The sequence below is a fragment of the Phyllobacterium sp. 1468 genome, from assembly GCF_031455525.1.
GTDB lineage: Bacteria > Pseudomonadota > Alphaproteobacteria > Rhizobiales > Rhizobiaceae > Phyllobacterium.
On the sequence record NZ_JAVDSX010000002.1, the window covers coordinates 397,985 to 413,623 of the forward strand.

A 15,639-nucleotide genomic window follows, 5' to 3' on the forward strand; every position below is an offset into this window, starting at 1 on the left:
AGGCTATGCCATGCTGGGTTCTAAATCTGGTGGTTTTTGCTACATAATTCCGCTTTACTGTCCGGGGCGATCATTGATATACGTCCCGTATGTAGCCATATATTGGCATACATACCGTATGTCAATTGGCATACGGCACGTATGCATTTTACAGGAGATGATCGTGGTCGCGAGACGACGTGCGCAAATGATGGAGGAAACCCGGGCCAAGCTTATTCAAGCGGCGCGGAAGGCGTTCGCGGCCAATGGCTATGCGGGCGCATCGATGGACGATCTGACCGCTGAAGCGGGCCTTACGCGAGGCGCGCTCTACCACAACTTCGGCGACAAGAAGGGTCTGCTGCAGGCCGTTATCGATCAGATCGATGCGGAAATGCTGGCGCGGATGCGCACTGCGCGCCAACGGGAGAAGACCACATGGCTGGGATTTCTCGCAGAGAGCATGGCCTATATCGAAATGGCTCTGGAGCCGGAGATCCAGCGCATCATGCTGTTGGACGGGCCAGCCGTGCTCGGCGATCCATCGCAATGGCCCAATCAGAATGCATGCCTTGAAACTACGGCGCAAACAATCCAAGCGTTGATCGATGAAGGAACGGTCAAGCCGATGGACGCGGAAGCCGCCGCCCGTCTGATCAATGGAGCGGCGTTGAATGCCTCTATCTGGATTGCCGCGGCCGATGATCCTCGCATTGTCTTTGCAAAGGCTGTCGAGGCTTTCGGCCATCTCGCTGCCGGTTTGCTGCAAAAAGAGCACTGAGCCAAAATCCTGGTCTGGACATGGATTCTGAAATGCCGTCCTATAGCTCATCGAGTTTATGGTCCGATCGAGAATGTCTTCTCGAAATGGCCATTCGACATCAGGTGAACCACACTTACCTGGAGGGGATACTGTGGCATTGAATAGACGCGTTATTTTAGGTTTGGCGATTGGTACGGCGATCGCATCGGCATTACCGGCTTCAGCACAAACATTCCCGGATCGCGCGGTCACGCTGGTGGTGCCTTTTGCGGCTGGTGGCTCGACCGACCTCGTTGCCCGTCTCGTCGCGGCAAACATGTCAAAGACACTCGGACAGCAAGTAATTGTCGAGAATGTCGGGGGTGCGGGCGGAAACCTCGGAGCTGCCCAAGTGGCCAGGGCGGAACCCGACGGATACACGATCCTCATGGGAACGGTTGCAACCCATGCGCTGAATCCGCTGATGCTGAAAACGAAACCCTATGATCCCGTCACTGATTTTGCGCCGATTTCACTTCTGGTATTGGTGCCCAATGTGCTGGTCATCAACCCGCAGTTGCCAGTCAACAGCGTCAAGGAACTCGTTCAGCTCCTCAAGGACAACCCAGACAAATATTCCTATGCTTCGTCTGGAAACGGCACTCCGCTGCATTTATCCGGTGAGCTTTTCAAAAGCATGGCCGGGGTCTCCATGGAACATATCCCATACAAGGGCGCGGGACCGGCTTTGAACGATCTGCTCGGCAATCAGGTGTCGATCATGTTCGACAATTTGCCGTCGTCTTCGGCACACATCAAGGCCGGATCGCTTAAGGCCCTTGGTGTCACGACGAAGGATCGAGCTCCTTCCTTCCCTGACGTACCAACAGTCGCCGAGGCCGTTCCAGGCTATGAGACATATACCTGGAATGCCTTGTTCGCGCCCGCCGGGACCCCACCCGAGGTCGTGGCTCGCCTCAACGAAGCCGCCAATACAGCGCTGAAAGACCCTGCCGTCGTTTCGCGCATGAAAGATTTCAGTGCGACGATTGTCGGTTCAACACCAGACGAGCTTGCGACACACGTCAAAGCAGAGATCCAGAAATGGGAGCCTGTCGTAAAGAGCACGGGCGTTACGATGGATTGATACGGCGTGGAGAGGTTCGAAGTTCGTTCAAAATATTTGAGCCTCGCCGCCGCCTGAATTCATTTGCGCTGGAGCTAGCGATCAAACATGCTCGCCGCCATTCCAAATCTTGAAAGGCGAGCATTATGACCGACACCTCACAAGCACCAGTTGCAATCATCACCGGTGGAGGCCGCGGCATGGGCGCTGCCATCGCGCGCGAGTTGCACGGGCGCGGCTATCGTCTCGGACTGATGTCGCCTTCCGGCAGCGCGGTCGAACTTGCCGCCGAGCTTGGCAGTATCGGCATCAAGGGTTCGGCAGGTGAGGCAAAGGATCTGGAGGCGTTGGTTGCCAGAACTGTGGAGGCCTACGGCCGTGTCGATGCTGTGGTCAATCACACCGGTCATCCTCCGAAGGGCGATCTCCTCGATATAACGGATGAAAATTGGGCGATCGGCAATGATCTGATGGTTTTGAGCGTGGTGCGCATGGCGCGGCTGGTGACACCCCATATGCTGAAGCAGGGCAAGGGTGCCTGGGTGAACATCACGACATTCGCCTCCTTCGAGCCAAGCCTTGTTTTTCCTGTGTCATGTGCTTATCGCGCAGCCGTCGGCGCCTATACCAAGCTCTACTCTGATCGCTATGCCGCCAACAATATCCGCATGAATGCACTTCTGCCGGGGTACATCGACAGTCTCGACCACAAGCCCGGAACCGAAGACAAGGTACCCATGAAGCGGCTTGGGACGATGGCGGAAATCTCCAAGACAACCGCCTTCCTGCTGTCAGACGATGCAGGTTATATCACCGGCCAGAACATACGGATCGATGGCGGCGTCACGCGGCATGTCTAGGGACAGGTCCCGACCCTAGAGACTGACACCGAACGTCTCGCGCAGCTGTCTCTGGCCATTCGGCGTCACAGACACCGCGCGGGTTCCTTCCAGCCGCCTGATCCAGCCATTGTTGAAGCAGTGGCTGCACAGCGCTGCGCCGATTGCACCTGCAAGATGCGGGCGGCGCTCACTCCAGTCGAGGCAGGGCCGGCACAGAATGCGGCGGCCGCGCTTGGCGGTCAACGCTTCCACATCGATTCCGGCGCGGGCAAGCAGCGCAAGCCCGCTATCCGTCACTTCGCCTGCATCGAGGCCAAGATCCAGATGGCCGGCATCGATCAGCGAATCGGTGATCGAAACGCCGAGATGCCCGGCGAGATGATCGTAGCAGGTGCGCCCTGCCCTGAGCGCGGCATCGCGTGGACCGGTCCGTAGCGGCCTGGCTGCAGCTTCCGGCGCCGCGAGCCGCATGATGCTCTCGATCATCTGGGCCACGGCAGGCGAAGCCAGCCGGTGATAGCGATGGCGGCCTTGCTTTTCCACCGCGAGAAGTCCGGCCTCGGTCATGCGTGTCAGATGGCTGCTGGCAGTCTGCGCGGTGATGCCGGCAAGCTGTGCGAGTTCCGATGCGGTCAGCGCGCGGCCGTCCATGAGCCCGTTGAGCATGCTCGCACGGCCGGGATCACCCGCAAGCGCGGCTATTTCGGCAAATCTCGCATTGTTCGACATGATCGTTTCCGTGTTTGCTGGCCGATCGAGAGTGACCCGGCACAGACGATGATGCTTCGAAAACGATCGAAGTATCAAGCGCTACTGCTGCCTATAAAGGTGGTCAACCCACAGGCAACGGAGTGACCGAAAATGACCATCACCTGTTTCATCAAATATGAAATCGATCCCTATCAGAAGGACGCTTTCGAGGAATATGCGCGCAACTGGAACGAGGCGATACCACGTTGCGGCGCTGATCTCATTGGCTATTATGCGCCGCATGAGGGCTCCGCGACGCTGGCCTACGGGGTCTACAACATAGAGAACCTTGCCGCGTATGAAGCCTATCGCGCGCGGCTTATGGCGGATCCGCTGGGCCAGGCCAACTATGAATTTTCCAGGGAAAAACGCTTTATCCGGCGCGAGGACCGTACATTCCTGCGCCTTGTGACGGGAACGAAGGGAGGAATGGTCAAGTGATTGCGGTGATTTTCGAGGTGGAACCGGCGGAAGGCCGCGGCAAGGATTATTTTGACAGGGCAGCGGACCTGAAGCCGCTGCTGGAGACGATGGACGGCTTTATTTCCGTAGAGCGGTTTCGCAGCCTTGCCAACGAAAACCGCTATCTCTCCCTGTCGTTCTGGCGTGATGAAGCCTCAGTGGCGGCTTGGCGCCAGACCGAGGAACATCGACTGGCTCAACGTGACGGCCGCGCCGGGATCTTTGCCGACTACCGGCTGCGGATTGCGTCCGTTATACGTGATTATGGGTTGCGCGCCCGTGATGAAGCTCCGCTTGATGCGCGAGTGTACCATCACGCCTGAACCTGGTGGTTGCGCTGGGCGCAAGCCGGTCCTGGGCCACGCATGTAGTGGCGCTCTGGCCGGTAACTCGGAGCTATGAATTCTCGCACGACGCGCAGCGTATCGCGCAGCTGGATAATCATGGTCATCATTCTGGTCTCTTGCTTTTGGCATACCGGACGGCGCCGATAGCGATCAATTAGCTAAAATTTAATGCATAAAGATGAACGCCTCCTGAACGGCGTTGGTTAAAATCAGATGAATTCATAGAAAATTAGCCTTAACCAGTTGGGCAAAAAGATCTTTTCGCGCCGGGAAAATGGCGGGAATTCGCCCTCTTTGCTCCAAGAAGGCGCCCGAAATATTGGTGAATCGCGCGCGGATTTCGAATCACGCGTTCCCGATCAATATGCCTGTTGCAAGCACAAGCCCGCCGCCGAGAACGACCTGGATCGCCGCGCGGAAAAATGGCGTCTCCATGAAGCGATGCTGGATATAGGCGATGGCCCAGAGTTCGACGAAGACGACGATCGCGGCGATTGTCGTGGCCGTCCAGAAATCCGAAATGAGATAGGGCAGCGCGTGGCCAAGGCCGCCGATCGCCGTCATCAGGCCATTGGCGAGGCCGCGCTTCAGGGGTGAACCGCGCCCCGACAATTTTCCGTCGTCATGCGCGGCTTCCGTGAACCCCATGGAAATACCGGCGCCGAGCGAAGCAGACAGGCCGACAAGGAACGTCTGCCAGGTGTCCTGGGTGGCAAAGGCGGCCGCAAAAATCGGCGCAAGGGTCGAAACGGAACCATCCATCAGGCCGGCAAGACCTGGCTGGATATAGGTCAAAATCAACTGTCGCCGTTCGGTCTGTTTCTCGACTTCCTGCACGTCGTCGGGCGTGTGCTGGACGCCAAGCCGATGGGCCAATGACTCATGTGCCTTCTCGGCGATGGCGAGGTCGCCAAGCAGCTTGCGCGTAGAGGCATCCTGCACAAGTTTCAATGCCTCGGTATAGAAGCGGTAGGCCTGCTCTTCCATTTTCTCGGCCATTTCCCGCACTTTCTCTATGCCGAGCGGACGAACCAGCCAGTCGGGCTTGCGCTCAAGATAGCCGCGCACATGCTCCCTGCGGATGAGTGGTATCTGGTCGCCGAAACGCTCCTTGTGCAGATCGATCAATGCCTGGCGATGGCGATTTTCCTCTTCTGCCATTTCGTCGAAAACCTTGGCGCTCTGCGGATAATCCTCGCGCAGCCCATCCGCATAAGCGAGATAGATTCGTGCGTCGTCTTCTTCCGACGAAATAGCCAGAGCCAGCAATTGCTGCTCGGAGAGAGAGGCGAGTTCATGGCGGCGATGACCGAAAAAACGGCTGAGCATGGCGTGATCCCAAATTAGAATAATTCTAAACTATAGACTAAAAGCGCTGTAATCAAGGTGTAATCGGGTTCGTTCCACGGTCCATGGACAGAAGCCGGACCTCGGAGTATCTTTCGCCGCCAACCCTCCACCCATTGAGAACGATCATGACGCTTGCCGGTTTTGTTGCTTATTCTGGTGCTCTTGCCATCGCTGCCGCTATCCCCGGCCCAGGGGTAACCGCCCTCGTTGCCCGGGCACTCGGCTCGGGGTTTCGCTCATCGCTGTTTATGTCGCTCGGCTTAATCATTGGCGACCTCACTTATTTGACCGCAGTGGTGCTCGGCCTTGCCATGGTGGCGCAAACGTTCGGCACGGTTTTCCTCGTGATCAAATGGGCGGGCGTCGCGTATCTTGCCTACCTTGCCTGGGGTTTCTGGACATCGGGCATATCGGCCGAAAAAATCGAAGCCAAGAAAAGCCGCGGCGGTGCCGTCTCCAGCATTGTGGCCGGCTTGACAGTGACGCTCGGCAATCCAAAGACAATGCTTTTCTATATCGCCCTCACACCGACTCTCGTCGACCTGCATACGATCACCCTGGCCGACTATTCGATCCTCGCGGCATTGACAGTTTTGGTTCTGCTCGTGGTGCTGGTGCCCTACCTTGCCCTGGCGGCCAAGGCGCGAGGACTGCTCGCCTCGCCCCGGGCGCTGAAGCGACTGAACCGCACGGCGGCGGCCTTTATGGCGGGCGCAGCGCTCGCCATTGCCGGGCGTTCCTCCTGAGCAAGAATGCTATTGCAAATACAGCCAAATATTAGAATTTTCTTCCAATCGGAAGCGGGTTTGCGCATGGTGCCAACTAGGAATTTTTAGGCAAGGCCCATAAGATCGCCGCACGAACCCAAACAGGATCAGGAGATATTCATGAGCAATGACACTGCGCGCAAGCCAGGCCGTGGCCGCATCTACAATTCCATTGTCGATACGATCGGTGATACGCCCCTGATCCGGCTCGACAAACTTGCCAGGGAAAAGGGTATCGGTGCCAATCTGCTGGCCAAGCTCGAATTCTTTAATCCTATCGCCAGCGTCAAGGACCGTATCGGTGTCGCGCTTATCGAGGCTCTCGAAGCACAGGGCAAGGCGAAACCGGGCAAGACGACGCTCGTCGAACCAACCTCCGGCAACACCGGCATCGCGCTGGCATTCGCCGCCGCCGCCAAAGGTTACCGGTTGATCCTCACCATGCCCGAAACCATGTCCGTCGAACGCCGCAAGATGCTTAAACTGCTCGGCGCGGAGCTCGTGCTGACCGAAGGCGCCAAGGGTATGAAGGGCGCCATTGCCAAGGCCAACGAGCTGGTCGAGACCATTGGCGACGCGGTCATACCTGGCCAGTTCGACAACCCTGCAAATCCTGAAATCCACCGGCGCACCACCGCCGAGGAAATCTGGAACGATACCGAGGGCACTGTCGACATCCTGGTTGCCGGCATCGGCACTGGCGGCACGATTACCGGCGTCGGCCAAGTGTTGAAGCAGCGCAAGCCGAGTGTGCGGGTTATTGCCGTGGAGCCCAAGGATTCGCCTATTCTTTCCGGCGGCAACCCCGGCCCGCACAAGATCCAGGGTATAGGCGCAGGCTTTGCTCCCGCCGTGCTTGATACACACATTTATGACGAGGTCGTACAGGTCTCGAACGAGGATTCCTTCACCAATGCGCGTCTCGTAGCGCGGCTTGAAGGCGTACCCGTGGGGATATCGTCAGGTGCAGCGCTGACGGCGGCGATAGAGGTTGGCAGCCGCCCGGAAAACAAGGGCAAAAACCTTGTTGTGATTATCCCTTCCTTCGCCGAGCGGTATCTGTCCACCGCGCTGTTCGAAGGCCTGGATGGCTGAGCCAGTTGGGCTCGCCCCGAGGATGACGGTGAATGCCTACTCGCTCTCGAGCGTTTCCTTGACCGCAGTCGCCAGCTGCTTCAGTGAAAAAGGCTTCGGCAGGAAGCCGAATTTGGCGTCTTCCGGCAGGTTTCGGGCAAAAGCATCTTCCGCATAGCCCGAAACGAAGATGAATTTGATATCGCCGTAATCCTTGCGCAATTCGCGCAGCAGCGTCGGGCCATCCATTTCGGGCATGACCACGTCGGAAACGATGATGTCCACTTTACCATCGAGTTCTTTCATCACCTCGAGCGCCTCGACGCCGCTGGATGCCTCGTGCACAGTGTAGCCACGCGATTGCAGCGCGCGAACCCCGCCCATGCGGACGGCATCCTCGTCTTCCACCAGGAGAACGGTTGCAGAACCGGAGAGATCGGTGGCTTTTTCCGCCTTTTTCTCCTTTTTCGGCATTTCGGTCACGACGGCTTCGCCATCGGCGTTTATCACCTGCGGTTGCTTTTCCTCGACAAAACGCGGCAGGAAAATGCGGAATGTCGTCCCCTTGCCGAGCTCAGACTCGGCGTGGATCGAACCACCGGTCTGCTTGATGATACCATAAACCATCGACAGGCCGAGACCCGTCCCCTTCCCGACCTCTTTCGTCGTGAAGAAGGGTTCGAAGATCTTCTCGATCACTTCCTGCGTCATGCCGGTGCCGCTGTCCTCTACCTCAACCAGCACATAATCGCCTGGAACAAGGTCGCGATAAGTGAGTTCAGCACTCTCCGCTTCGGTCACGTTGCGGGTACGGAGCGTCAGGTTACCGCCTTCGGGCATAGCGTCCCGCGCATTGACCGTCAGATTGACGACCACCTGCTCGAACTGGCCGAGGTCCGCGCGCACCGGCCACAGATCGCGTCCATGCTCGATCTTGAGATTGACCTGCGTCCCGGCAAGACGCGTCAGCAGCATGCGAACATCAGCAATCACATCGGTAAGGTTCAGCACTTCCGGCCGCAGGGTCTGGCGACGCGAGAACGCCAGGAGCTGCCGTACCAGCGAAGCGGCGCGATTGGCATTCTGCTTGATGTTCATGATGTCGGCAAAGGACGGATCCGATGCGCGATGATTGGTCAACAGCAGATCGGAAGACATGATGATGGCGGTCAGCACATTGTTGAAATCATGGGCGATACCCCCCGCAAGTTGCCCTACGGCCTGCATTTTCTGGCTCTGCGCCATCGTGGCTTCAAGCGCCTTCTGCTCGGTGGTTTCAACCACTGAAACAATGGCGGCTTCCTCGGCACCATCCTCTGAACCGGCATCGAACACCGGACTGACATAGAAGCGCAGATGGCGGTCCTCATTACCCGGGATAACGGTATCGACTGGGGAGATTTCCGCCTTGCCGGCAAAAGCCGCTGCCAGCGCCCGGTCGAAGGCCTCGCGATCGCGTTCATGCACGACGGTCTCAAGCGGGATGCGCCGGTCGATATCATCACGATCGACAACCGGGGCAAAAAGCCCCAGGAACCGTGCATTGGTGCGCAGGATCTTGCCGGTGGCGTCGACCGCTGCAATAGCCATAGAGGCTGAATTGAAGAAGCGCGTGAACCGCACTTCTGCCGCGCGCAACGCGGCTGAATTGTCCTCGCCTTCAGCGCGGTTGAGAACGATCGTACGCGTAGGGCCGCGCCGGCCGTCACGCTGCGCCTGAACGCGATGATAGAAGCGGACGGCAAGGCTCTGGCCATTGGATTTGGCAAGGTCGAGATCGATGACTGTGTTGCGGCTGGTGCCAGGCTCTGTCTTGACCGCATTGATCAGTGCCATGCCATTGCCTGCGACGATGTCGCGAACCATCATCGAGCCAGGGGTAAACCGTGTAAGGTCGACGCCGAGCCATTCCGCCAGCGTTGCGTTGATATAAATGATGCGGCCGTCCGGATCGGCTGAGAAGAAGCCCGCCGGAGCGTGGTCGAGATGATCGATGGCCTCCTGAATATCCTGGAAATAGCGCTCCTGTTCGGCACGCTCAGCCGAAATGTCGGCGATCTGCCACGCGTAAACCGGTGTCGTCTGGTCGGGAATGCCCGCGACAGGCCGCGCCTTGACCCGGTACCATGTCGGGACCGGCTCACGCGATGGATCGAGCGGCCGGGACAGTCGCAGCTCCTCCTGTCCGGAAACGCCGTCGCGCACGGCATTGGCAAGCCGGTAGATCGGATCCGAGGCTGCGGCTTCGCTGGACAGAATATGCTCGATCGCCCGCACATCGTTGGAATTGGTGACACCGGTCAGCTCGGCATAGGCCCTGTTGGCGTAGACAATACGGCCCTTTTGATCGCAGACGACCGTGCCCTCCGGAAACGTATCGACAAACGCTCGCGTGAGTTCGTCACTGGTGCCCCGCGGCGTGAACTGAATGACATTGATCGCCGAGCCGAACAGATAGAACACACCGGTCATGGCCAGCGTGCCGAGGAGGCCAAGCAGGAATTGCTGCCCGAGTTGATCGCGATAGATGAAATAGAGGAGGGAAACGCCGATCAGCAGCACGCCAAGAAGAACCAGGCGCAGTCCAGCCTTGTTGGATTTCGTGTTCGCGATGATCGGTTCTGGATAAAGATCGCTGTTCGTTTCTTGAGACATACGTCTGCTATTCGTTTCTTGAGACATACGTCTCAGGCCCCTTTTCTTCATCACCGGCGCAATTGCATCAGGGCGATGTTTATTCTCGAATCGTTTGGATCATATCTTTGACCCCGTATAAACCCCATCCTTTACATGACCGCGATTATTCCACGGTTTCGCACGAATTCCGATTTAGAACATCCAATATCGCGCGTAGACAATCCGTACTACACAAGCCGAAACTGCGTTAGGGTTGCGGCTAACTATGGCACGCACTAGTGTCGCATAAAGTAATGCTTCGAAGCCCATGTCGGGGAACAAGTTTTGGGCCCGAAGAACGCACAAGGAGAGTTTATCATGAACGCTTGGCTTGCCACTATTGTTGGCGAAAGCGCTGCCCCCATAGTGGGATTTATTCTTCTGTTCATTCTGGTCATCGCCCTGCTTCTGCTGGTATTCGCGATATTGCGGCGGGTGACGGGTGGAACATTCGTTGCCGGCGGGCGCAACCGGCAGGTCCGTCTCTCGGTAACCGACGCCGCGGCTGTCGATAATCGCAGACGGCTGGTCCTCGTGCGCCGCGACGACGTCGAACATCTGATTCTAATCGGCGGTCCAAGCGACCTGGTGATCGAGCAAAACATTCGCCAGTTTGCGCGCCAAGCGCGGGTTGAACCGCCAGCGTCCGGAGCAACGCCCGAACCCGAGCCGAGAATTCCTGAACCGAGGCCGGAGCCAAAGGTCGCCGAAGCGCCGCCTCGCGCACAGCCCCGTATCGCATCTCCAGCCCCTCCGGTTCACACGCCTCCCTCACCTGTTCAGACAGCGCCAGCGCCGCAGATACCGCAGCGTCCGGCACCGTCGCAGCAATCTGAGTCGCCAAGGCGGCCGCCCGAACCACCGATACAGGCCGAGCAACCGGCCCCCTTGCCATCCACGCCCCCCGTGCCACCCGTTCCACCGGCAGCGAGGGCCCCGGCAGCAGCGTCCGCTCCTTCGAACGAACCACCGGCTGTCAGTGCTCCGGCGCAGGACAATGGCTGGCAGCGAACCGCTTCGCCATCCTTTGGAACCGTGACTCGGGCCGAGCCGAAGATAGAAGCGCCAGAACCTGCGAGGGAGGTAGCTGCATCGGAAACCAGAACGACGACTGCCGCTGCCTTCCCCTTCGCCGTGCGCAACGAACCGGCCGCGGCCGTCAAGGAGCCGACCTTCGATGCGTCCGTGGAAGAGGAAGAATCTGAAATAACCTTGGGCGACATGGATTTCAGCGACGCATTCGAGACAGACCTCGGAAGCGAACTCAACATCGCACCCGGCAAGGAAGCAAAGCCTGAAAAACAGGACAGCATCGAGGACGAGATGGAACGGCTGCTAGGAGATTTATCCCGACCTGAGAAGCGTTGAAAAAGGAGAAGCGATCCTGATCGGCACCTGACGTGATTTTCTGTGCTCGCCAAGCGGCTCCTATCAAGCTGAGGTCTCGAATTGCTTCAATCGTCACAAAAAAGAAGGCCCGGAAAACCGGGCCTTCTGTAATTCAGATTGCAGCTCAGTCGTCGCGGTAGACTTTCTCACGCCGTTCGTGACGTTCCTGAGCTTCGATTGACAAGGTTGCGATAGGACGCGCGTCAAGACGCTTCAAGCTGATCGGATCGCCGGTTTCCTCGCAAAAACCGTAGGTCCCGTCGTCGATGCGTTGTAAGGCGGCGTCAATCTTGGAGATTAGCTTGCGCTGGCGGTCACGGGCCCGAAGCTCGATTGCACGGTCCGTTTCAGATGATGCGCGGTCTGCGATATCTGGCAGATTTGCATTTTCCTGCTGCAGGATCTCAAGCGTTTCACGCGCCTCCCGCAGAATATCATTTTTCCAGTTGATCAGTTTTTCACGAAAGTAGGATTTCTGCCGATCACTCATGAAGGGCTCGTCATCCGTGGGCTTGTAGTCAAGATCGATCAGTTTATTCATCTTTGAATCACCCTGCACCTGTAAGACGCGAGGAGGCCTATATAGGTCGTGTCAGATTGGCGCACAACTACAAAAAGACATGTAAATCAAAGAAAGAAATCATGATTTTTTGCCTAAATTATCGGCAAAAATGGCAAGATTCATCGATTTTCTAACCAAAAATACGAAGAAACGAGGGCAAATTTCGGCATTTTATAGCTCCAAGGCTCTACTACCGGTTGTAGCTCGCCTTGGAAACATGCATGCCGCCCAGAAATTCGACAGGCCCGTTTTGCACAATTATTTGATAATCGTCACATTTGCCGCACAGATTTTATCCAAAGTTTGCGTCTTTCGGGGAAGCATGTCACCTGTTGAACAGTATCATCAGGGAGTTGCGCGATGAGCCAGGTTTATTTGCTGCGGCATGCAAAAGCAGTCTGGCCGTCCCCCGGCCAGAAAGACTTCGACCGGACGCTCGATACCGACGGCATCGAAGCCGCCAAGGTCCTTGGGGAAGAACTCAGGCGCTCCGGAATGAAACCGGAGATCGTTTTGTGTTCACCCGCTATCAGGGCGCGACAGACACTTGAGTACGTCGATGTCCAACCCCCTTTCATCGTCGAGGAATCAGAAGAGCTCTATTCGGCCGGTCCTGACGCTTATCTCATGGCGATCCGCATGGCCGGGCTCGAACACGAAGCGGCCAACTCCGTGATGCTGGTCGGTCACAACCCGATGATGGAGGAACTGGCCACCGCCCTCGCCGGCCGTGGCAATCCCCCAAGCCATCCGACCTTCGTTTCCGGGTTTCCGACGGCCGCCTTGGCTGTCATCCAGTTCGACAGTCCGCTTGCGGAAATCCGCCCGGGAACCGGTGTGTTGCAGGCTTTCTTTTCGCCCTCAACACATTTGTAAGATCATCATTTTCTTGCCTTTGACACGCCGGACGCCCAAATGGGCTGAGCCAAGGAATGAGATCAAGACTGCGACGCGGCCATAGGACGGTTGAATTGGGCACACTGACGACACTTACCGATGAAGCGAAAATAGCGCTCGATACGCTGGCCGACCGCACCAGCGGATTGATGTCCCCTTCGCTAAGGCTCGGTGTTACCGGCCTTTCTCGTGCGGGCAAGACCGTGTTCATCACCGCGCTGGTGCATAACCTGATCCATGGCGGCCGCCTGCCATTTTTTGAAGCACAGAAATCCGGACGCATTGCACGCGCATATCTCGAAGAGCAGCCCGACGATGCAGTTCCGCGCTTTCAATATGAGGAGCATCTGAAGGCGCTGATCGACGAGCGGATATGGCCGGACTCGACGCGGGCAATCTCCGAACTGCGCCTGACGATCGAATATGAATCGGCGTCGATATGGAACCGCATGTTCTCCGGCGGCAAGCTTTCGGTCGATATCGTCGACTATCCCGGAGAATGGCTGCTGGATCTCCCGCTATTGGGTAAAACCTATGGGGAGTTTTCCAGGGATTCGTTTGAGCTCGCCCAACTCGAAAGCCACCGCGATCTTGCAGCGGACTGGTTCAAGGTGTCGAACGATGCCGAGGCCGATGCCAACGCAGACGAAATGACGGCACAGCGCCTGGCAAAGAGCTTCACAGATTACCTGAAAGCTGGAAAGGCCGACGAACGCGCATTGTCGACGTTACCGCCCGGCCGTTTCCTGATGCCGGGAGACCTTGACGGGTCACCAGCGCTCACCTTCGCGCCATTGCCGGACCTCAAGGCAGGTAAGCCGCGGCCGGGCTCGTTGGCGGCAATGATGGAGCGGCGTTACGAAGCCTACAAAACCCATGTAGTAAAACCATTTTTCCGCGAACACATTGCCCGGCTCGACCGGCAGATCGTCCTTGTCGATGCCATGCAGGCAATGAATGCCGGGCCATCGGCTGTGGCTGATCTGGAGCGAGCACTGACGGAAATCCTTTCCTGCTTTCGCCCTGGCAGCACCAATTTCCTGACGGGCCTCGTGCAGCGGCGCATCAGCCGTATTCTTGTTGCCGCGACCAAGGCCGATCATTTGCACCACGAGAGCCACGACCGCCTGCAAGCCATCGTCCGGCGATTGGTGGACCGCGCCGTCAGCCGTGCCGATTTTTCTGGTGCAACCGTCGACGTGCTGGCGATGGCTGCGGTACGTACCACGCGCGAAGCGACGGTGACGCAGGGCAAGGAAACCCTCCCGGTCATCATTGGAACGCCGCTGAAAGGCGAGACCATCAATGGCGAGACATTCGATGGCAAAACCGAAACAGCCATATTTCCCGGTGACTTGCCGGCAAAACCGGACTCGATCTTTGAACATCCGGACAGGGTGTCTGAAGACCCGGCTATTCGTTTCGTCCGCTTCCGCCCGCCCCGGCTGGAGAAGACCGCGGAAGGCCTCACCCTGTCGCTGCCGCATATAAGGCTCGATCGCGCGCTACAATTCCTCATAGGAGATCGCCTCGCATGACGGATAACAACGCCCGCAAACCCGCTGCCTTCCGGCTCGACCAGCCAGAGCAAATCGCTGATCCGCAGAAGGCGCGCGCCGCGCAACAGCGTAAGCCGACCTCGATCAAGGATGTCGCAGTGATCACACCGGCAGCCGTGGATGTCTTCGACCTCGACCCGGAGACCGCAAACGAACTCGATGCGCTGACCCCGCCACCGGCACTGGCACATAAAAAGCGCTTTTCTTTCGCCTCGCTGCTCACAGGAGCGCTCGGAGTGCTGGTATCGCTGGCGCTGGGGCTGTGGGCCGACAATCTCGTTCGTACGCTGTTCGGGCGTGCGCCGTGGTTGGGTTGGGTAGCACTTGGGGTCAGTGTCGTCGCAGCGTTCGCGTTGATTGCAATCGTCCTTCGCGAGGGGCTGGCCTTGCGCCGGCTGGCATCGGTACAGCACTTGCGCGATGAGGCGGCCAAGGCTGCAGCGGATAGTGATGATCGAGCGGCGAAAACGGCTGTCGGCAAGCTCGTCTCAATTGCCGAAACCCTCCCCGCTACAGCCAAGGGCCGCGCACTGCTGCACGATCTGCGTGACGAGGTTATCGACGGCCGCGACCTGATCCGGCTCAGTGAAACCGAACTACTCCGCCCTCTCGACCGGCAGGCGCGGGAGATGATCCTCGCCGCCTCGAAACGCGTATCGATCGTCACCGCAGTCAGTCCGCGAGCGCTGGTCGACATCGGTTATGTGGTTTTTGAGTCTGCGCGTCTTATCCGGCGGCTTTCGGAGCTTTACGGCGGCCGGCCGGGCACGCTTGGCTTCCTCAAACTTACCCGCAATGTCATTGCGCATCTCGCCGTCACCGGCACGGTGGCGATGGGCGACAGCATCATTCAGCAGCTGGTTGGCCACGGTCTGGCAGCGCGGCTTTCCGCGCGGCTTGGCGAAGGCGTCATCAATGGATTGATGACAGCGCGTATCGGCATCTCCGCCATGGACCTCGTACGGCCCTTCCCTTTCAATGCGGAAAGGCGCCCGAGTATCGGTGATTTCATCGGCGATCTGGCGCGTATTGGTGGTGCAAAAAAGCCATAGCGGCGAAGGTTCCTTTTTTCCGGGGTTGCAATTTAACTGAGAATGGCAACCATCCATTAACCATT

Annotated in this window: 16 protein-coding genes; 11 read left to right on the forward strand and 5 right to left on the reverse strand. The window is 58.0% G+C overall.

Going from position 1 to position 15,639, the window contains the following annotated elements; genetic code table 11:
• Window positions 1–187 precede the first annotated feature (187 nt).
• The 3 genes from J2X72_RS07380 (at window position 188) to J2X72_RS07390 (ending at window position 2,707) form a co-directional block, all read left to right on the forward strand.
• A complete protein-coding gene (locus tag J2X72_RS07380; protein ID WP_405044674.1) occupies window positions 188–760 on the forward strand; it encodes a TetR/AcrR family transcriptional regulator in 573 nt (190 codons plus the stop codon).
• A 73-nt stretch (window positions 761–833) separates the two neighbouring features.
• Window positions 834–1,868, forward strand: coding sequence for a tripartite tricarboxylate transporter substrate binding protein (locus J2X72_RS07385; protein WP_210001152.1), 1,035 nt, complete (start codon window positions 834–836; stop codon window positions 1,866–1,868).
• A gap of 125 nt (window positions 1,869–1,993) precedes the next feature.
• Window positions 1,994–2,707, forward strand: coding sequence for an SDR family oxidoreductase (locus J2X72_RS07390; protein ID WP_310070226.1), 714 nt, complete (start codon window positions 1,994–1,996; stop codon window positions 2,705–2,707).
• Window positions 2,708–2,722: 15 nt separating this feature from the next.
• Here the strand turns inward: J2X72_RS07390 and J2X72_RS07395 are convergent, their stop codons facing one another.
• Entirely contained in the window at window positions 2,723–3,418 is a 696-nt protein-coding gene (locus J2X72_RS07395) for a winged helix-turn-helix domain-containing protein (RefSeq protein ID WP_310070228.1), read from the reverse strand.
• Between the two features lie 132 nt (window positions 3,419–3,550).
• Here J2X72_RS07395 and J2X72_RS07400 point away from each other — a divergent pair, with 132 nt between their 5' ends.
• Together J2X72_RS07400 and J2X72_RS07405 are read left to right on the forward strand one after the other, a co-directional pair.
• A complete protein-coding gene (locus J2X72_RS07400; RefSeq protein WP_210001136.1) occupies window positions 3,551–3,880 on the forward strand; it encodes an NIPSNAP family protein in 330 nt (109 codons plus the stop codon).
• Window positions 3,877–4,224, forward strand: coding sequence for an antibiotic biosynthesis monooxygenase (locus J2X72_RS07405; RefSeq protein ID WP_112528431.1), 348 nt, complete (start codon window positions 3,877–3,879; stop codon window positions 4,222–4,224). Before J2X72_RS07400 ends, J2X72_RS07405 begins: the two co-directional genes overlap by 4 nt.
• On the opposite strand, the gene J2X72_RS07410 is transcribed toward J2X72_RS07405, so the two are convergent.
• Window positions 4,215–4,355: a hypothetical protein gene (locus J2X72_RS07410; protein ID WP_210001723.1), complete on the reverse strand. Its 141-nt coding sequence runs from the start codon at window positions 4,353–4,355 to the stop codon at window positions 4,215–4,217. The genes J2X72_RS07405 and J2X72_RS07410 overlap by 10 nt on opposite strands.
• Before the next feature lie 238 nt (window positions 4,356–4,593).
• On the reverse strand, window positions 4,594–5,577 hold the full coding sequence (mbfA, locus tag J2X72_RS07415; RefSeq protein ID WP_310070236.1) for an iron exporter MbfA: 984 nt from the start codon (window positions 5,575–5,577) through the stop codon (window positions 4,594–4,596).
• Window positions 5,578–5,723: 146 nt separating this feature from the next.
• On the opposite strand from mbfA, the gene J2X72_RS07420 reads away from it, so the two are divergent.
• Window positions 5,724–6,344: a LysE family translocator gene (locus tag J2X72_RS07420; protein ID WP_210001131.1), complete on the forward strand. Its 621-nt coding sequence runs from the start codon at window positions 5,724–5,726 to the stop codon at window positions 6,342–6,344.
• Between the two features lie 141 nt (window positions 6,345–6,485).
• A complete protein-coding gene (gene cysK, locus J2X72_RS07425) occupies window positions 6,486–7,460 on the forward strand; it encodes a cysteine synthase A (RefSeq protein ID WP_310070241.1) in 975 nt (324 codons plus the stop codon).
• A 36-nt stretch (window positions 7,461–7,496) separates the two neighbouring features.
• Here the strand turns inward: cysK and cckA are convergent, their stop codons facing one another.
• A complete protein-coding gene (gene cckA / locus J2X72_RS07430; RefSeq protein ID WP_310070245.1) occupies window positions 7,497–10,094 on the reverse strand; it encodes a cell cycle histidine kinase CckA in 2,598 nt (865 codons plus the stop codon).
• Between the two features lie 339 nt (window positions 10,095–10,433).
• Here cckA and J2X72_RS07435 point away from each other — a divergent pair, with 339 nt between their 5' ends.
• A complete protein-coding gene (locus tag J2X72_RS07435) occupies window positions 10,434–11,483 on the forward strand; it encodes a flagellar biosynthetic protein FliO (protein WP_310070248.1) in 1,050 nt (349 codons plus the stop codon).
• Window positions 11,484–11,628: 145 nt separating this feature from the next.
• Here J2X72_RS07435 and dksA read toward each other — a convergent pair whose 3' ends face one another.
• Entirely contained in the window at window positions 11,629–12,045 is a 417-nt protein-coding gene (gene dksA / locus J2X72_RS07440; RefSeq protein ID WP_091877580.1) for an RNA polymerase-binding protein DksA, read from the reverse strand.
• Between the two features lie 381 nt (window positions 12,046–12,426).
• Here dksA and J2X72_RS07445 point away from each other — a divergent pair, with 381 nt between their 5' ends.
• From J2X72_RS07445 to J2X72_RS07455, 3 genes are read left to right on the forward strand one after another with little or no spacing between them, the layout of a single operon-like run.
• A complete protein-coding gene (locus J2X72_RS07445) occupies window positions 12,427–12,942 on the forward strand; it encodes a histidine phosphatase family protein (protein WP_310070254.1) in 516 nt (171 codons plus the stop codon).
• A gap of 56 nt (window positions 12,943–12,998) precedes the next feature.
• Window positions 12,999–14,501, forward strand: a complete 1,503-nt coding sequence (locus tag J2X72_RS07450; RefSeq protein ID WP_405044663.1) for a YcjX family protein — start codon at window positions 12,999–13,001, stop codon at window positions 14,499–14,501.
• Window positions 14,498–15,574, forward strand: coding sequence for a TIGR01620 family protein (locus tag J2X72_RS07455; RefSeq protein WP_310070258.1), 1,077 nt, complete (start codon window positions 14,498–14,500; stop codon window positions 15,572–15,574). The genes J2X72_RS07450 and J2X72_RS07455 overlap by 4 nt, the downstream gene beginning before the upstream one ends.
• Window positions 15,575–15,639: the final 65 nt, after the last annotated feature.